This is a genomic window from Actinokineospora guangxiensis, from assembly GCF_042657845.1.
Classification (GTDB): domain Bacteria; phylum Actinomycetota; class Actinomycetes; order Mycobacteriales; family Pseudonocardiaceae; genus Actinokineospora; species Actinokineospora guangxiensis.
In genome coordinates this window covers 96,231-112,283 of record NZ_JBHSKF010000009.1, presented here as the reverse complement: position 1 = coordinate 112,283, position 16,053 = coordinate 96,231, and the positions used below count along the sequence as shown (strand labels likewise).

18 protein-coding genes are annotated in these 16,053 nt (G+C 74.5%); 7 read left to right on the top strand and 11 right to left on the bottom strand.

From position 1 onward, the window contains the following. Positions 1-4: 4 nt before the first annotated feature. A complete protein-coding gene (locus ACFPM7_RS18030; protein ID WP_378248802.1) occupies positions 5-472 on the bottom strand; it encodes a helix-turn-helix domain-containing protein in 468 nt (155 codons plus the stop codon). A gap of 381 nt (positions 473-853) precedes the next feature. On the opposite strand from ACFPM7_RS18030, the gene ACFPM7_RS18025 reads away from it, so the two are divergent. Beyond that, positions 854-2,263 (top strand): DUF2079 domain-containing protein, encoded by a 1,410-nt coding sequence (locus tag ACFPM7_RS18025; protein WP_378248801.1) that lies wholly within the window; start codon positions 854-856, stop codon positions 2,261-2,263. Here the strand turns inward: ACFPM7_RS18025 and ACFPM7_RS18020 are convergent. Then, on the bottom strand, positions 2,240-2,533 hold the full coding sequence (locus ACFPM7_RS18020) for a DUF202 domain-containing protein (protein ID WP_378248800.1): 294 nt from the start codon (positions 2,531-2,533) through the stop codon (positions 2,240-2,242). The two genes, ACFPM7_RS18025 and ACFPM7_RS18020, sit on opposite strands and share 24 nt — an antisense overlap. Next, positions 2,530-2,856, bottom strand: coding sequence for a YidH family protein (locus tag ACFPM7_RS18015; protein WP_378248799.1), 327 nt, complete (start codon positions 2,854-2,856; stop codon positions 2,530-2,532). The genes ACFPM7_RS18020 and ACFPM7_RS18015 overlap by 4 nt, the downstream gene beginning before the upstream one ends. 231 nt (positions 2,857-3,087) lie before the next feature. Here ACFPM7_RS18015 and ACFPM7_RS18010 point away from each other — a divergent pair, with 231 nt between their 5' ends. Then, the gene (locus tag ACFPM7_RS18010; protein ID WP_378248798.1) at positions 3,088-3,987 is read left to right on the top strand and encodes a S1 family peptidase; all 900 of its coding nucleotides are present in this window, start codon (positions 3,088-3,090) and stop codon (positions 3,985-3,987) included. Positions 3,988-4,035: 48 nt separating this feature from the next. On the opposite strand, the gene ACFPM7_RS18005 is transcribed toward ACFPM7_RS18010, so the two are convergent. The 6 genes from ACFPM7_RS18005 to ACFPM7_RS17980 all read right to left on the bottom strand — a co-directional run bounded on the left by ACFPM7_RS18005 (position 4,036) and on the right by ACFPM7_RS17980 (position 9,094). Continuing rightward, the gene (locus ACFPM7_RS18005; RefSeq protein ID WP_378248797.1) at positions 4,036-4,938 is read right to left on the bottom strand and encodes a 1-phosphofructokinase family hexose kinase; all 903 of its coding nucleotides are present in this window, start codon (positions 4,936-4,938) and stop codon (positions 4,036-4,038) included. Then, positions 4,935-5,756, bottom strand: coding sequence for a class II fructose-bisphosphate aldolase (locus ACFPM7_RS18000; RefSeq protein WP_378248796.1), 822 nt, complete (start codon positions 5,754-5,756; stop codon positions 4,935-4,937). The genes ACFPM7_RS18005 and ACFPM7_RS18000 overlap by 4 nt, the downstream gene beginning before the upstream one ends. A 13-nt stretch (positions 5,757-5,769) precedes the next feature. After that, positions 5,770-6,696, bottom strand: a complete 927-nt coding sequence (locus tag ACFPM7_RS17995; RefSeq protein WP_378248795.1) for an SIS domain-containing protein — start codon at positions 6,694-6,696, stop codon at positions 5,770-5,772. 95 nt (positions 6,697-6,791) lie between these two features. Next, entirely contained in the window at positions 6,792-7,247 is a 456-nt protein-coding gene (locus ACFPM7_RS17990; protein ID WP_378248794.1) for a rhodanese-like domain-containing protein, read from the bottom strand. A gap of 76 nt (positions 7,248-7,323) precedes the next feature. Continuing rightward, a complete protein-coding gene (locus tag ACFPM7_RS17985; protein WP_378248793.1) occupies positions 7,324-7,812 on the bottom strand; it encodes a winged helix-turn-helix domain-containing protein in 489 nt (162 codons plus the stop codon). 232 nt (positions 7,813-8,044) lie between these two features. After that, entirely contained in the window at positions 8,045-9,094 is a 1,050-nt protein-coding gene (locus tag ACFPM7_RS17980) for a hypothetical protein (RefSeq protein WP_378248792.1), read from the bottom strand. A 184-nt stretch (positions 9,095-9,278) separates the two neighbouring features. Here ACFPM7_RS17980 and ACFPM7_RS17975 point away from each other — a divergent pair, with 184 nt between their 5' ends. The 5 genes from ACFPM7_RS17975 (at position 9,279) to ACFPM7_RS17955 (ending at position 14,597) form a co-directional block, all read left to right on the top strand. Then, positions 9,279-10,043, top strand: coding sequence for a bestrophin-like domain (locus ACFPM7_RS17975; RefSeq protein ID WP_378248791.1), 765 nt, complete (start codon positions 9,279-9,281; stop codon positions 10,041-10,043). Beyond that, positions 10,040-11,380, top strand: coding sequence for a DUF6923 family protein (locus ACFPM7_RS17970; protein ID WP_378248790.1), 1,341 nt, complete (start codon positions 10,040-10,042; stop codon positions 11,378-11,380). The genes ACFPM7_RS17975 and ACFPM7_RS17970 overlap by 4 nt, the downstream gene beginning before the upstream one ends. A 214-nt stretch (positions 11,381-11,594) precedes the next feature. Then, complete coding sequence (gene edd / locus ACFPM7_RS17965; protein WP_378248789.1) at positions 11,595-13,469, top strand: phosphogluconate dehydratase; 1,875 nt, start codon at positions 11,595-11,597, stop codon at positions 13,467-13,469. Beyond that, positions 13,466-14,059 (top strand): bifunctional 4-hydroxy-2-oxoglutarate aldolase/2-dehydro-3-deoxy-phosphogluconate aldolase, encoded by a 594-nt coding sequence (gene eda, locus ACFPM7_RS17960; protein ID WP_378248788.1) that lies wholly within the window; start codon positions 13,466-13,468, stop codon positions 14,057-14,059. The genes edd and eda overlap by 4 nt, the downstream gene beginning before the upstream one ends. 37 nt (positions 14,060-14,096) lie before the next feature. Continuing rightward, positions 14,097-14,597 (top strand): methylated-DNA--[protein]-cysteine S-methyltransferase, encoded by a 501-nt coding sequence (locus ACFPM7_RS17955; RefSeq protein ID WP_378248787.1) that lies wholly within the window; start codon positions 14,097-14,099, stop codon positions 14,595-14,597. On the opposite strand, the gene ACFPM7_RS17950 is transcribed toward ACFPM7_RS17955, so the two are convergent. Beyond that, the gene (locus ACFPM7_RS17950; RefSeq protein WP_378248786.1) at positions 14,594-15,253 is read right to left on the bottom strand and encodes a 4'-phosphopantetheinyl transferase family protein; all 660 of its coding nucleotides are present in this window, start codon (positions 15,251-15,253) and stop codon (positions 14,594-14,596) included. The genes ACFPM7_RS17955 and ACFPM7_RS17950 overlap by 4 nt on opposite strands. Before the next feature lie 77 nt (positions 15,254-15,330). Next, entirely contained in the window at positions 15,331-16,050 is a 720-nt protein-coding gene (locus ACFPM7_RS17945; RefSeq protein WP_378248785.1) for a class I SAM-dependent methyltransferase, read from the bottom strand. Positions 16,051-16,053: the final 3 nt, after the last annotated feature.

Sequence of the window (16,053 nt, the reverse complement as noted above, 5' to 3'; positions counted from 1 at the left end):
CGGGTCAGGCTAGGTCAGTGCCGGGCTCGGTGCGCAGGAGGCGGACCAGGTCCAGGACGGTGAGCCCGCACAGCGAGGCCAGGGACTCCAGCGCCGGGTAGTCCAGCTCGCGGACCGGGCTGGCGTGGCGGGCGACTTCCGCGGCTGCCCATCGGCGGGCCGGGATCAGCTCGTGGTGCTCGTCGTGGGAGAGCCGGTTCAGGTCGACGCGCAGCGCGGCGGGGTACTCCTCGTGCGCGACCACCTGGTGGACGCGTTCGAGCAGGTCGTGCGGGGAGGCGTCGAGCACGCCGCACAGCTCGACGAAGCGCACGACCGTGCACGAGCGGGTTCCGGTCTCGTAGGAGGCGAGCGCCTGGGCCGACAGCTCACCGGGCAGGCGCTGCACCAGCTGCGCCCGCGTCCACTTGCGGCGCAGGCGCAGCCTGCGCAGTTCCAGCCCGAGCGCGCGCTGGTATGCGGCACCGTCCATGTCCCCTGCCCGGCCTGCTAAGGCGACGCCGTCCCCGACAGCAGTCTGACCTGCGATTTTCCGACCGGTGCCACGCTACGCACTTTGCCGCCCGAGGGAACCGCGACAGGCGAAGTGCCCCACTATCGGGTGAGGTGTCGGCAGAGGTCCGGCCACTTCCGACGGATCCGGCGGCCCGTTCGATTACCGTTCAGTAGCCCCTGGACGGACGGCCCCCGGCGACAGATACTGCCTGGGCACCGTGCCTTCGCGCCCCGCATCGAGGCCCGCCGCAACCCTCCTCGGCGGGGCGGGGCCGCGACCGCAGTGCGCGCCCCGGGCCGGTCCGTGCCGTACCGGTTCCGGGGCGTCCCCGACCCCTGCTGTTGAATCTGACCCGTGGTGACCGCACTGGATCGCGCCGACCGGCGCGCGGCTGGGCCGACACCCCGGGCGGACTGGCGGGTCTGGGGTCCGCTCGCCGCGCTCCTGGCCGTCTTCTACAGCGCGATCTCGGTCACCAACCACCTGGCACTGCGCACCACCGGCTACGACCTGGGCATCTTCGAGCAGGCCGTGCGCGGCTACGCCGAGGGCGGCGCGCCGGTCTCGGAGCTGCGCGGCCCCGGGTTCGTGCTGCTCGGCGACCATTTCCACCCGATCCTGGCGACGCTGGCCCCGGTCTACCGCCTCTTCCCCGGCGCGGTCACCCTGCTGGTGGCGCAGGCGGTGCTGCTGGCGGTCTCGGCGATCCCGGTGACCCGGCTGTCCGCGCGCCGCTTCGGCACCGGCTTCGGGCTGTGCGTCGGCCTGGCCTACGGGCTCTCGTGGGGCCTGCTCACGACTGTCGACTTCGACTTCCACGAGATCGTCTTCGCGGTGCCGATGCTGGCCTTCGCGCTGGAGAAGCTCGTCCAGGAGCGCTGGAGCGCCGCCGCCTGCTGGACGGTGCCGCTGGTGCTGGTCAAGGAGGAGCTGCCGCTGACCGTCGCGGCGATCGGCCTCTACCTCGTCTTCCGGGGGCAGCGGCGGCTCGGCTGGGCGGTCACGGGGTTCGGCGCGGTCTCCTTCGCCGTCATCGTGCTGGTGCTGATCCCGGCGTTCGCCCCCGACGGCTCCTACGGCCAAGGCGACAACCTCGGCGGCGGCGGTCCGCTGCAGCTGCTCTCCGAGGCCCCCGGCAGGCTCGTCACGCCGCCGGAGAAGCTGGTCACGGTCCTGGTCCTGCTGGCCCCGACGGCGTTGCTCGCCCTGTTCTCGCCGATGGTCCTGCTGGCCGCGCCGACGCTGCTGTGGCGGTTCATGTCGCTCAAGGAGGCCCACTGGGGCATCGAGCACCACTACGGCGCGGTGCTGGTGCCGATCGTCTACTTCGCCTTCCTGCAGGCGATGGCCACGCGCTGGCCCGCGCTGCGGGCCGAGGCGGTGATGCGGTGGCGGCGGGTCGTCGCCGCGGTGTGCGTGGTCTCGGCCGCGGTCTCGCTGACGGCCCTGCTGCACGGGCGGGAGTGGTCGCCGGGCGAGCGGGTGGCCACCGCCCGGGAGCTGATGGCGCTGATCCCGGCGGGCGCGAGCGTGGCCGCGGGCAACCCGCTGGCCCCGCAGCTGACCGGCACCCACGACGTGCAGCTGTTCCCCTCGTACCAGGGCAACGTGGTCGACGCCGAGTGGGTGCTCGCCGACACCCTGTACAACGCCTGGCCGCTGACGCCGCAGGAGCAGGCCCAGGAGCTGCGCCTGCTCCAGTCCAGCGGCTACCGCACCGTCCGCGAGCAGGACGACTACGTGCTACTGCGCCGCGGGCCCGGCTAGCGCGTGCCCGATCAGCGCGAGCACCGCCGCCACCCCGGGCAGCACCGCGCAGACCGCCGCCCAGCGGCCGTCCATGACGCGGCGGTAGTCCCGGCGCGCGCCGATGGCGGCGAACCCCGACGCGCAGAGCAGCACGACCACCGCGGCGGCGAAACCGAGCGCACCTCGGGAACCGTGCAGCAGCAGCGCGCCGAGCGCCGCGCACGACAGCGCCGTCCGCCGCCAGGCCAGCCGGGTGCGCTCCGGTTGCAGGCCGGGATCTCCGGTCACGACACCAGCACCAGGACGAGGACGACGGCGGCCACGAGCGCGACGCCGTAGCCGAGGACCGCCATCTCCGGCGCCGGCGGCAGCGCGGCGCCCTCGCGCATCGCCCGCTGCGCGCGCCGCCAGCGGCGGTGGCTCAGCCCGGCCAGCGCGGCGCCCAGGACCACCAGCGCGACGCCGATCGCGGTGCGCACCGCGGGCGGACCGAGGTCGGGCAGGTACTGGTCGAGCGCGACCCCGGCGGCGACCAGCGCGAGCGAGGTGCGCACCCAGGCCAGGAACGTGCGCTCGTTGGCCAGCGTGAAGCGGTAGTCCGGCTCGGCCATGGCCTCCCTTTCCGTCCAGGCGATCGTAGGACGGGGTTCCCGTGCGGCAAGCGGGCCCATTCCCGCCCCCGTTCGCCGCAGCCGGCCACGCCTGGTGACCACGCCCCTCCTGGCGCGCACCGGATCGGCCGATTCCGGCGGGCGCGAACCGCGGCGTAACGTCGAGCGACGGGCGTACGCCGTCCTGCCGACAGACCCCCTCCCCCCTGCGCTCTCCACCGGAGGCCGTTCGTGAAGCTGTCCACAATCCTTGCCGCGGCTGGTGCCCTGGTCACCGCCGCCGCGCTCGCCACCCCCACCGCCGCCGCCGCACCCGCCGCACCGTCCGGAGTGGACGCCACAACGCTGATGTCGCGCCTGGACGCCAAAGCGGCGGCGGGCGTGCCCGACTCGGTCACCGGCTGGCACGTCGACCAGGCGAGCAAGCAGGTCGTGGTCTCGGTGCTGCGCGCCGACACCGACGGCCTGGCCTGGGCCCGCTCGCTGGGCGGACCGGTCCGGGTCGAGCACACCACCGCCCAGCCGCGGCGGATGTGGGACATCATCGGCGGGCAGGCCATCTACTTCGGCTCGGGCCGCTGCTCGGTGGGCTTCAACGCCCGCAACGCCTCCGGCACCCGCTACGTCATCACCGCGGGCCACTGCACCGAGCTGGGCGGCACGGTCAACGGCGTCGGCGGCGTGATCGGCCCGGTCGCCGGGACCTCGTTCCCGGGCAACGACTACGGGATCATCCGCGTCACCAACGCGGCGGCGGTCTCCACACCGCTGGTCGACCGCTACTCCAGCGGCTCGGACGTGACCGTCATCGGCAAGGAGGTGGTGCAGGTCGGCCAGCGGATCTGCCGCTCCGGCTCGACCACGCAGTGGCGCTGCGGCACCGTCCAGGCGTTCAACCAGTCGGTCAACTACGGCGGCGGCGACATCGTCACCGGGCTGACCCGCACCAACGCGTGCGCGCAGCCCGGCGACTCCGGCGGCCCGTACGTGAGCTTCCCGACCGGCACCACCGTGCAGGCCCAGGGCGTGCTGTCCGGCGGCTCGGGCAACTGCTCCACGGGCGGGACGACGTTCTTCCAGCCGGTCAACGAGATCCTCACCGCCTACGGGCTGACGCTGATCACCGGCTGATCCCCGGGAGCCCGTGCCCGCCCCCTCGTCGGGGCGGGCACGGGTGTGTCACAGCTGCCCGACCTCGACCTCGGTGTCCAGCAGCTCGGGCACCACCGCGCCCGCCCCCGGCGCGGCCACCGCCGCCGCCGACCAAGCGACCGCCGCCGCGACGCGCTCCGGCCAGGACCGTCCCGCCGCGGTCGCCCCGGCCAGCGCGGCGACCGCGGCGTCCCCCGCGCCGGTCGGGTTGCCGTCCACCCGCGGTCCGCGCGCCCGCCAGGCCCCGCTCCCGGTCACCGCGACCATCCCGGCCGCCCCGAGGGACACCACGACCGCGCCCGCCCCCGCTGCCAGCAGCTGCCGGGCCCCCGCCACGGGGTCTTCGGCTCCGGTGGCCGAGCGCAGTTCCTCGGCGTTGGGCTTGAGCACGTCCGCACCCGCCCGCGCGGCGGCCACCAGCGGCTCACCGCCCACGTCGACGAGCACGGGAACGCCCGATCCCCTCGCCAGCGCGACGAAGCGGGCGTAGGCATCGACCGGGGCGCCGGGCGGCAGCGAACCGGAGCAGACCAGCGCGCCCGCACCGGGCAGGCGGCGGGCAACGAGGTCGAGCAGGCGCTCCCAGTCCTTTTCGGACAAAGCGGTGCCCGGTTCGCTGAACAGGGTGGCGTCCGGCGGGTCGTCGGCGACGACGGCCACCGTCATCCGGGTCGCCCCGCCGACCGGCAGCAGCTCGTGCGGCAGACCGGAGTCGACCAGGTCCGCCCGCAGCGAGTCGCCGAGGACGCCGCCCGCCGGGCCGATGGCCAGCGTCGCGACGCCCAGCTGGTGCAGCACCCTGCTCACGTTGAAACCCTTGCCGCCCGCGCGTTCCAGCACCGACCGGACGCGGTGGGTCGCCCCGGGGACGAGCCGGTCGACGTGGTAGCTGACGTCCAGCGCCGGGTTGGGCGTGCAGGTGATGATCACCGGACCGCGACCCCGGCACCCAGCACCCCGAGCAGCCTGGCCACCTCCTCGGCGACGGCGTCGCGCGCCGGGCCGACGTACTTCCGTGTGTCCACAAGGGACTTGTCGGCGGCGAGCGCGGCGCGCACCGCGGCGGTGAACACCTTGTTGAGGTGGGTGGCGATGTTGACCTTCGTCATGCCCGCGGCGACGGCGGCGGCCAGCTGCTCGTCGGGCACGCCGGAGGAGCCGTGCAGCACGAGCGGGACCGGCACGGCGGCGCGCAGCGCGGCGATGAGGTCGAGGTCGAGCACGGCGTCGCGGGTCGTCATGGCGTGCGAGCTGCCGACGGCGACGGCGAGCGCGTCCACCCCGGTCGCCGCCGCGAACGCGGCGGCCTCGGCAGGGTCGGTGCGCACGCCGGGCGCGTGCACGCCGTCCTTGCCGCCGACCTCGCCCAGCTCGGCCTCCACGAACACCCCCGCAGCGTGGCAGCGGCGCACGACCTCGGCGGTGGCGGCGACGTTCTCCGCGTACGGCAGCCGCGAGGCGTCGAACATCACCGACCCGACGCCCAGCGCGATCCCCTCGTCCACCAGTTCCGGGGACTCGACGTGGTCCAGGTGCACCGCCACCGCCACCGCGGCGGCGCGCGCCACGGCCAGGGTCGCCGCGGCGATCGGCTCCAGGGAGCCGTGGTAGCGCACGCAGTTCTCGCTGATCTGCAGGACGACCGGGCAGCCCGCCCGCTCGGCCCCGCGCACCAGCGCGTAGGCGTGCTCGACCTGGATGACGTTGAATGCCCCGACCCCGCGCTCCCCGGTCACGATCGAGGCCATCGGGACCAGCATGTCAGGCGCCCGCCAGGATGACCGAGCGGCTCAGGCCGCGCGGGTTGTCCGGGTCGAGCCCGCGCGCGGCGGCCATCGCGACCGCGACGCGCTGGGCGAGCACCAGCTGGGCCATCGGGTCGACGCCGGTGCTGACGAAGTCCGCGCCGAGCGCGGTGACCTCGTCGGCGAGGCCGTCGGGGGCCGGGCCGAACATCCAGGTGGCGCGGCCGGGTCGGGCGATGCTGATCGGGCCGTGCCGGTACTCCATCGCCGGGTAGGACTCCGTCCACGCGCCCGCGGCCTCGCGCAGCTTGAGCGCGGCCTCGGCGGCCAGGCCGACGGTCCAGCCCCGGCCGAGGAAGGTGATCTGCTCGGCCGCGGCCAGCCCGGCGACCGGCAGCTCCAGGACCCGCGCGCAGTCGGCGGCCGGCGCGCCCAGGTCCTCGCCGAGGGAGGCGCGCAGCAGGGCGAGGGTGGAGGTGGCGAAGCGGGTCTGCACGACCGAGCGCTCGTCGGCGAACTCCAGCACCACGGCGGTGTCGGCGACCTCGGTGACGGGGCTGCCCGCGACGCCGGTGACCACGGTGGTGGCCGCCCGGCCCGCGTGCCCGCGCAGCAGGTCCACGACCTCGGTCGTGGTGCCGGACCGCGAGATCGCCACGACACGGTCGTAGTCGCGGCGGTAGTAGTCACGGCGGTCGTAGTCGCGGCGGTCGTAGTCGCGCCCGAGCGGGGCCTCCGAGGCGGCGAAGGCGTCGGTGACGCCGTGGCCCGCGCCTTCGCGCAGCGCGGCGTAGGCCATGGCCATGAACCACGACGTGCCGCAGCCGACGACCGCGACGCGCTCGCCCGCCTCCACGCCAAGGCCCCCGGCCCCGATCTCGGCGGCGCGTCGCCAGCACGCGGGCTGGCTGGCGATCTCGGCGGCCACGAACGACTCGGACATCCGCGCTCCCCTGCTCGATAGTGCTCACTTCTGCACATCATCATGCATCTCTGAGCAAAGCCTGGCAAGGGCGCAGATGTCTGGACCACCCGTGATCAGCAGGCGCAGGCGAAGCCCGGAGGCGCCACCAGCGGGTCGACCGGGCCGCGCGACACCGCGCCCGCGCGCTCCACCGGCAGGCCCTCGCGCACCCAGTACTCGAAGCCGCCGATCATCTCCTTGACCGCGAACCCCAGCCGGGCGAACTCCAGCGCCGCGCGGGTCGCGCCGTTGCACGCCGGACCCCAGCAGTAGGTCACCACCACGGCCGAGGACGTGACCTCGGCAGCCGCCCGCGCGGCGATCTCGGCGGTGGGCAGGTGCAGAGCACCCGGGATGTGGCCCGCCGCCCAGCTCTCGGGCGAGCGCGAGTCGACCACGAGCAGGCCGGGCGCGCCCGCCTCCAGGTCGGCGTGCACGTCGCTGACGTCGGTCTCGAAGGCCAGGCGCGCGGCGAAGTGGGCGGCGGCCTCGGCGGGCGGGGCGGGCGGGACGCGGGTCACGGCGGTCATGGCGCTGATGATCGCCGCCGCGGCGCCCGCCGCGGCAGTGGCTGAAACGTCGCGCGGCGACGAGATCCAGCCAGGATCAGGCCAGCTCCACCAGCCTGGAGTCGGTGAGCTGGTAGCCCACGCCGCGCACGGTGCGGATCAGCTCCTCGCCCGCGGCGAACTTGCCGCGCAGCCTGCGCACGTGCACGTCCACCGTGCGCTCCCCGATGTAGGCGGTGTGCCAGACCTCGCGCATCAGCGTGCGGCGGCGGTGCACCTGGTTCGGCGCGGAGGCGAGGTGGTGGAGCAGGTCGAACTCCAGCCGGGTGAGGGTGATCTCCTCGCCGTGCCAGTAGGCGCGGCGCGCGGCCGCGTCCAGCCGCAGCGGGGCCGACCGGGCGGGCAGGGCGATGACCCGGCTCCCCGGTCGCTCGGCCGACTCGGCGAAGTCCTCTGCCGCCGCGTCCAAGGCGCCCAAGGCGCGCAGCGCGTCCACGAGGTCGGCGACCTTGTCCGAGTCGGCGGTGATGTGCAGGGTCAGTTCGACCCGTCGGGCGGGGGGCTCGATCAGGAGCGGCGCTGCCATGTCAGTCATCCCAGTCGTGTACCGAAGGTGATGGTGGGAGCGGGCGGAATCCGCGCGGTCAGCGTGGACACCGCCGAGGAGTCACCACATCGGGACGCACAGTCCCACTCGACCATCGGATTACGAACGCGTCAACGTCGTCCCGCTCACTGGAACCGATCGGAGGACCTTCGCCCTCACCCCTTCGGCGGCCACGTCACCCCATCGGCCCCAAGCACCACGGATGGCCGCGTCACTCCAGCGGCTGCTCGACCCCCAGGTACGGGTGCAGCACGCCCTGTCCGCGCGGCAGGAACCACTCGTCGAAGTCCAGCCCCGGCGTGCCGAGCAGATCGATGTCGTCCTCGCCCGCCTCGCTGGAGAGCTCGTAGAGGCGCTCGTGGTCCATGTCGGCGAAGGCGTGCCGGTCGAAGGCCGCCAGGACCTCCTTCATCGGCAGCTCGTCCAGCAGGTTCGCCAGGTGCAGCTGCACCCCGGCCTCGGACTTGAGCACGTGCAGCGCCAGCGCCTCGGCGGTGCACAGCGGCGGCGTCCAGCCCTCCTGCGTCAGCCGGTGGCCGAGGATCGCCGACACCACCAGGAACTGCTTGGCGAACAGCGCGCCGTAGTGGTCGGCGTAGCGCTGGGGCAGCTGGTTGAGCACGCTCAGCGACTCGGTCTCGCTGGCGGCGGCCTCGGCGTCGTCCAGCTCCTGCACGTCGGCGAACAGCTCGTCGGTCAGGATCTCCATGCCCTGCACGAAGGCGCCCGCGACCAGCGCGGCGGCCTCGGCCGAGACCGGGCTGTCCGGGTCGTCGGGGTCGTGGCCGAAGGCCTCGGGGCCGAAGGCGACCAGGCTCTCGGCCGAGCGCAGCAGCTCCTCGCGCAGCGCGTCGACCTCCTCCTCGGTCAGCTCCTCGTCGTCCTCGTCCTCGCCGTCCTCCTCGGTCGCGGCGCCCAGGGCGGCTTCCAGGTCGTCGTCGGTGGCGATGACCTCGCAGCGGCCGACGGTCCAGCCGGGCAGCAGCTCGGCCTGCTGCAGCATCTCGGTCAGCACGTGTCGGGCCGCGTCCTCGGCGAAGCTCAGCGCCGGGGCGTCCACCAGCCACGTGATCACCGCGCCGCCGGGGTGCACCGCCACCCGGTGGTCCAGCGGCTCGACCTCGACGCCGTCCGGGCCCTCGATGCCCGCGAGCAGGTCGAGGCGCTCGTCGAGCAGGGCGGCCACGCCGTGGCGCTGGAGGGGGTCGAGGTCGGGGGTGCCTGCGGCGGGAGCGAGGTCCGCGGTGAGCTGGTATTCCACGGGGCGCAGTCTAGGAGCGCCACCGGACCGGGTCCCCGGCAGGCGGCCAGTCCACCGGTGGTGACCACGTTCACTCTCCCGGGTCGGTTTCTGCGTCCGGACGAGTCATATCCAGCCGCGGGTTGTGCCATTCGCAGGTTGCGTGCCCCACAGTGTTCGGCGAACCGATCTTGTGGAAGGCGCGATGAACATCTATCTGGCCGGTCTGCTCTGGGTGCTGGGCGCGGCGGTCGTGGCGGGCGTGGCCGCGTACGTGGTCCGCCGGATCGGCGAGACCGACGGCATCGTGGAGAACAACGAGGCCGCCGGCCAGGTGTTCACCATCGTCGGCGGCCTGCACGCCGTGCTCATCGCGTTCGTGCTGATCTCGCTGTTCGACTCCGCGGGCGCGGCCGAGGAGGACGCGTTCAAGGAGGCCGACGGGCTCGTCGCCGCCTACTGGGCCACCGAGGCCCTCGGCGAGCCGGTGCGCAGCGAGATGCACGACCTCGCCATCGCCTACGCCACCCGGGTCGCCGAGGACGAGTGGCCGACGATGCAGCAGGGCAGCGGCGACGTCAGCGACGACGGCTGGGGCGAGCTGGCCGCGATGCGCTCGCTGATCACCAAGGCCGAGGTCGACCAGCTCTGGCAGAACGAGCAGAAGGCCGAGGCGGCGGGCAAGCTCTGGGAGGTCTACGAGGCCAGGCAGGCCCGGCTCGACGCCGCAGGCAGCGAGGGCGTTTCGACGGTGGTGTGGTTCGCGCTGATCGCGGGCAGCCTGATGTCGATCTCCCTGCCGCTGATGTTCGGCGGCCCGCGCCCGGTCGCGCACATCTTCATCGTGTCCGTGCTGGCGGGCACCCTCGCCCTGCTGCTGTTCGCCACCGCGCAGCTGCAGAACCCGTACGGCGGCGGCGCAGCCATCCAGCCGGACGCCTTCGAGGCCGCGATCACCCGCCTCCAATGAGACTGCTGAGACCGCGACTGCTCGCCACCGGGCTCGCCGCGGCGGGCCTGGTCGGCGGCGGCGTGGTCGTCCTCGGCTCCGGCGCGGGCGAGGCCGCCCCGACCGCGCACCCGAGCTGCCAGGCCCTGCGCGTCACCGCCACCGGCGAGGACTCCCTGTCCACCGCCTACCGGGTCGACCTGGCCACCGGCCGCGCGACACGGCTGGGCACCCTGGCCGTCCAGGTGGACGCCATCGGCTACCACCACGGCCAGCGGCTCGTCTACGGCGTGGCGGGCGCGCGCCTGGTGAGCCTGACCCTCGACGGCGCGCTGACCGACCACGGACCCGTCCCCGGCTTCGACGGGGCGTCGGCGGGCGCGGTGCTCGGCGACCGCCTGCTCGTGCGCGACGGCCGCCACCTGCGCGCCATCGCCGTCGACCCGGCCGCGGCGGACTTCGCGACCGTGGTCGGCTCGACCCGCCTGCACCCCGCCGAACTCGCCAGGACCGTCGACGACTTCGACGCCCGCGGCGGCGCGCTCTACGGCGTCACCACCCACGTCCCCTACTACGGCCGCGTGGTCTCGATCGATCCGGCGACCGGCTCGGTGTCCGCGGTGGATGGTCCGCGCCTGCCCGGCGGCCGCTCCTACGGATCGGCGGCGCTGGGCCCCGACGGCGCGCTGTTCGCCGCGAGCAACACCACCGCCGAGCACGACTGGCACGAGCGGGACGAACCCCTGCGCAGCAGGCTGACCAGGCTCGCCCCCGGCCCGAACGCCGCCGCCGAGGAGATCGCCGCCTGGCCTGCCGCCACCCGCACCGACATGACGGGCTGCCTCGGCACCACCCAGCCGCCCATCCCCACCAACCCCCCGACACCGCCGATCCCGACCAACCCGCCGACCACGCCGTCGATCCCCACCAACCCCCCGACCACCACCCCCTCCATCCCGACCAACCCGACCACCCCTCGCCCGACCACCACCCGCCCGACGACCACCCGCCCGATTCCCACCCGCCCGATCCCCACCAATCCGCCCACCACCACCCGGCCCCGCCCGCGTCCGACCACACCACCACCACCCCCGCCTCCCCCACCGCCCCCGACCCAGCCTGCCGATCCGCCCGCCGCGGACCCGCCCGCCGCCGAGCCGCCCGCGCCCCCACCCCCGCCGCCACCCGCGCCCCCGGCCCCGCCGGTCCTCGCCGCGGGTCTGCCCGACCGGGCCCCCCAGCTGGCGCGCCCCGCCGTCACCCCGACGGAGAAGAAGCGCCGCTGGGGCGTGGCCACGCTGGCCCTCATCATCGGCGCGGGCGCCGTCGCGGGGGCCTCCCACCGCCGCAGGCACTGATCCCGCACGTCACCGGCGGTGCGGTCATCACTCCATAAGGGGTCCGTCAGCCGGGCGCGGGAACATCGTCGGCGGACGACGGCCAGCGGAAGGTGACTGCTGAATCGATTTTGACATCGCGCGTAACCCGTATGTACCGTCGGTGCCGCAACCGCCGGTGGATCGCCAGCGCTGTCGTCTCCCGGACTTGACCACCGCGCACACCGGAGACGACATGCCGACACCCCTGCACCCGGTCGTGGCCGAGGTGACCGCCAGGATCGCCGAGCGCAGCGCCGCGGGGCGGACCGCCTACCTGCACCGCATGTCCCAGGCCGCGTCCAGCACGCCGACGCGGGCCGGGCTCGGGTGCAGCAACCTCGCCCACGGGTTCGCCGCCTGCGACGGGCCGGACCGGCTGGCGGTGCGCGGGGTCAGCAAGACCAACGTGGCCATCGTGTCGGCCTACAACGACATGCTCTCGGCCCACCAGCCCTTCCAGGAGTACCCGGACTGGATCAAGGCCGCCGTGCGCGCGGCGGGCGGGGTGGCGCAGTTCGCCGGCGGCGTGCCCGCCATGTGCGACGGGATCACCCAGGGCCGGGCGGGCATGGAGCTCTCGCTCTACAGCCGCGAGGTCATCGCCATGGCCGCCGCGATCGCGCTCTCCCACGACATGTTCGACGCCACGCTGCTGCTCGGCGTCTGCGACAAGATCGTCCCTGGGCTGCTGATCGGCGCGCTCGCCTTCGGGCACCTGCCCGCGATCCTGGTCCCGGCCGGGCCGATGGCCTCCGGGCTGCCCAACACCGAGAAGGCCCGCGTGCGGCAGGCCTTCGCCGAGGGCAAGGCCACCCGCGATGACCTGCTCGCCGCCGAGTCGGCCTCCTACCACTCGGTCGGCACCTGCACCTTCTACGGCACCGCGAACTCCAACCAGCTCGTGGTCGAGGTGATGGGCCTGCACCTGCCGGGCGCCAGCTTCGTCGCCCCCGGCACCCCGCTGCGCCGCGCGCTGACCGACGCCGCCGCCCGCCGGGCGGTGGAGATCTCCGCGCAGGGCCGGGAGTACACGCCGCTGGCGCAGGTGGTGGACGAGCGCTCCGTGGTCAACGGCGTCATCGCGCTGCTGGCCACCGGCGGCTCCACCAACCACACCCTGCACCTGGTGGCCATCGCCGCCGCCGCGGGCATCCGGCTGACCTGGGACGACTTCGCCGACCTCTCGGCGGTGGTCCCGCTGCTGGCCCGCGTCTACCCCAACGGCACCGCCGACATCAACCACTTCGTCGCCGCGGGCGGCGTGCAGTTCCTCATCGGCGAGCTGCTCGACGCCGGCCTGCTGCACGGCGATGTGTCCACTGTGGCCGGACCGGGCCTGGACCGCTACCGCCAGGAGGCCGTGCTGGTCGACGGCGAGCTGACCTGGCGGCCCGGCGCGGCGGTCTCCGGCGACCCCGGCGTGCTGCGCCCGTTCGCCGAGCCCTTCTCCGCCGACGGCGGCCTGCGGATGCTCTCGGGCAACCTGGGCAAGGCCGTCATCAAGGTCTCCGCCGTGGCCCCCGAGCACCGCGTGGTGCAGGCGCCGGCGCGGGTGTTCACCGACCAGAACGCCGTCGGCGCCGCCTTCCGCGCCGGCGAGCTGGACGGCGACGTGGTGATCGTGCTGCGCCAGCAGGGCCCGCGCGCCAACGGCATGCCCGAGCTGCACGCGCTGACCCCGGCGATGAGCGCGCTGATGGCGCGCGGGCACCGCGTCGCCCTGGTCACCGACGGCCGCATGTCCGGCGCGTCCGGCAAGATCCCCGCCGCCATCCACTGCACCCCCGAGGCCGCGGCCGGCGGCCCGATCGCCCTGGTCCGCGACGGCGACCCGGTGCGCCTGGACGCCGAGACCGGCACCCTCACCCTGCTGGTCGAGCCGGACGTCCTCGCCGCCCGCCGCCCGACCGACGCCCCCGCCGACGACGCCGCCTGGACGGGCACCGGCCGCGAGCTGTTCGCCGCCTTCCGCCACGCCATCGGCCCCGCCGACCACGGCGCCACCATCTTCGGCCCCGCCTTCGCCACGAACACCACCGACCTGGACGAGCTGGAGTACTCGGTATGAGTTTGCTGGACATCTCGCCTGTCGTCCCCGTCGTCGTGATCGATGACCGGGCGACGGCGGTGCCCATCGCGGAGGCGCTGCTGAGCGGCGGGGTCGGGATCATCGAGGTCACCCTGCGCACGCAGGCCGCACTGGGGGCCATCGAGCGGATCGCCGCCGAGGTGCCGGGGATCGTCGTGGGCGCGGGCACCGTGACCAGCCCGGAGCTGGCCGCCGCCGCGGCCCGCGCGGGCGCGCGGTTCCTGGTGACCCCGGGCAGCACCGACCGCGTCCTGGACGCCGCCGCCGCCACCGGTCTGCCGACGCTGCCCGGCGCGGCGACGGTGTCGGAGGCGATGCGCCTGGCCGAGCGCGGCTTCACCGAGCTGAAGTTCTTCCCCGCCGAGGCCGCCGGTGGCGTGCCGTACCTGAAGTCGATCGCCGGTCCCCTGCCGGACCTGCGGTTCTGCCCCACCGGCGGCATCAGCGCCGCGACCGCGCCGACGTACCTGGCGCTGCCGAACGTGGGCTGCGTCGGCGGCAGCTGGCTGACCGCCTGCGGCGTCGCCGAGGTCGAGGCGCTGGCCAAGGAGGCGGCGGCCCTGCGCTGAGAGCCGCCTGTCGGCGGGCACCCGTAGCCTGGAGGCCATGACCGGGCACGCGCTGTTCGACACAGCCATCGGCCAGTGCGGCGTGGCCTGGGGTCCGTCGGGCATCACCGCCGCGTGGCTGCCGGGCGCCCGCCGCACCGGCAGTCCCGCCAAGCCGCCGCCCGCGGTGGCCGAGGCCATCCGGCGGATCACGGCGCTGCTGGCGGGCGAGAAGGACGACCTGCGCGACATCGCGCTGGACCCGGCGGGTGTGCCGGAGTTCCACCTGCGCGTCTACGAGGTCACCCGGGCCATCCCGGTGGGCGACGTGCTCACCTACGGCGAGGTCGCCCGGCGCGTCGGCCAGCCCGGGTCGGCGCAGGCGGTCGGCCGGGCGCTGGGCCGCAACCCGTTCCCGCCGATCGTGCCCTGCCACCGGGTGATGGGCGCCGACGGCCGCATGGTCGGCTTCTCCGCCCCCGGCGGCACGACGACGAAGCTGCGCATGCTCGCCATCGAGGGCGCGGCGGACCCCTACGGCCAGGAAGCGCTGTTCTAAGCCTTCACCGGCACCGCGATGGCGGTCGCGGCGATGCCGTTGGCGACCGTCCAGCGGCCGGTGAACCCGGTGATCTCGACACCGTCGACCACCGGCCCGGCGACCAGCAGCCGCGCGCGGAAGCCGCCGTCGGGGTCGAACTCGATGTGCGCGTCGGAGAAGCCCAGCCACTTGCGGGTGAGCGGGAACCAGGCCTTGTAGACGCTCTCCTTGCCCGCGAACAGCAGCTTGTCCCAGTGCACATCGCGGCTGCCCGCCGCCAGCGCCGCGAGGTGCACGCGCTCCTCGGGCAGCGAGACCGCCTCCAGCACGCCTTCGGGCAGCGGGACGTGCGGCTCGGCGTCGATGCCCACGCTGCGCAGGTCGGTGTCCAGCGCCAGCACCGCGGCCCGGTACCCGGCGCAGTGGGTCATGCTGCCGACGATCCCGGCAGGCCAGGTGGGCGCGCCCCGCTCGCCGGGCAGGATCGGGGCGGGTGGGACGCCGAGGCGGGCCATGGCCTGGCGGGCGCAGTGGCGCACGGTGGTGAACTCGCGGCGGCGCTTGTCGACCGCCTTCGCCACGACCGGCTCCTCCTCCGGGAGCAGCACGGCCTCCGGCGGGTCGTCGTAGACCTCGATGGCGACTACCTCGGCGGGGAGGATGCTCTCGATCACGTGGTGGGACCCTAGTCGAGGTGAGGCCCGGTCGACAGCGCACTTGACCGGGCCATCAGCACCTTCTCAGGATTTCCTCACCCGGCGCGGTTGCGCGCCACCACGTAGACCATCGGCAGGCGCAGGGGCGAGCCGTCGGGCAGCGTGTCGGTCGCGAGCAGGGGGACCTCACCGCTGTCGACCACCTCGATGCCCGCGCCGGCCAGCACGGACTCCAGCTTGCCCTCCTCCCAGGCGGCCGGGGTCAGGCCGTGGCTGAAGACGAGCTGGAGCCTCGGCACCGCGTCCGGGCTCTGGCCGAGCACGGCCTTCATCGCCGGACCCGCCGACGGCGCCAGCTCCACGTCGAAGGCGTGGCCGGAGCGGCCCAGCAGGACCGCCAGCGCGGCGGCGGCCTTCGGGCGGTCCTCGTCGGGCATCTGGTGGAACACGCCGCGCAGGTAGACGTTGGCGTCGCCGAACTCGTCGTGCAGCGCGGCGGCCGCGCCCGCGTCGGTGAGGTCGAAGTGCCGGAAGGTCGCGGCGGTGTCGGTCTGCAGCGCGCGGGCGTGCTCGATCGCGGACTCGGCGAAGTCCAGGCCGACCACCCGGTCGAAGTGCTCGGCCAGCGCGGCGGTCTGGGTGCCGTTGCCGCAGCCGATGTCGAGCACCGGCAGCGCGGCGGCGAAGTGCGGCTGGAAGATCGGCAGCTGCGCGGCCGCGGTCACCGCGCCCGTGCTGTCCCAGACCGGCAGCCCACGCTCCTTGGGCAGCTCGTGCCAGTAGTTCTGCCAGTTGGCGTTCACACCATCGACCATGAG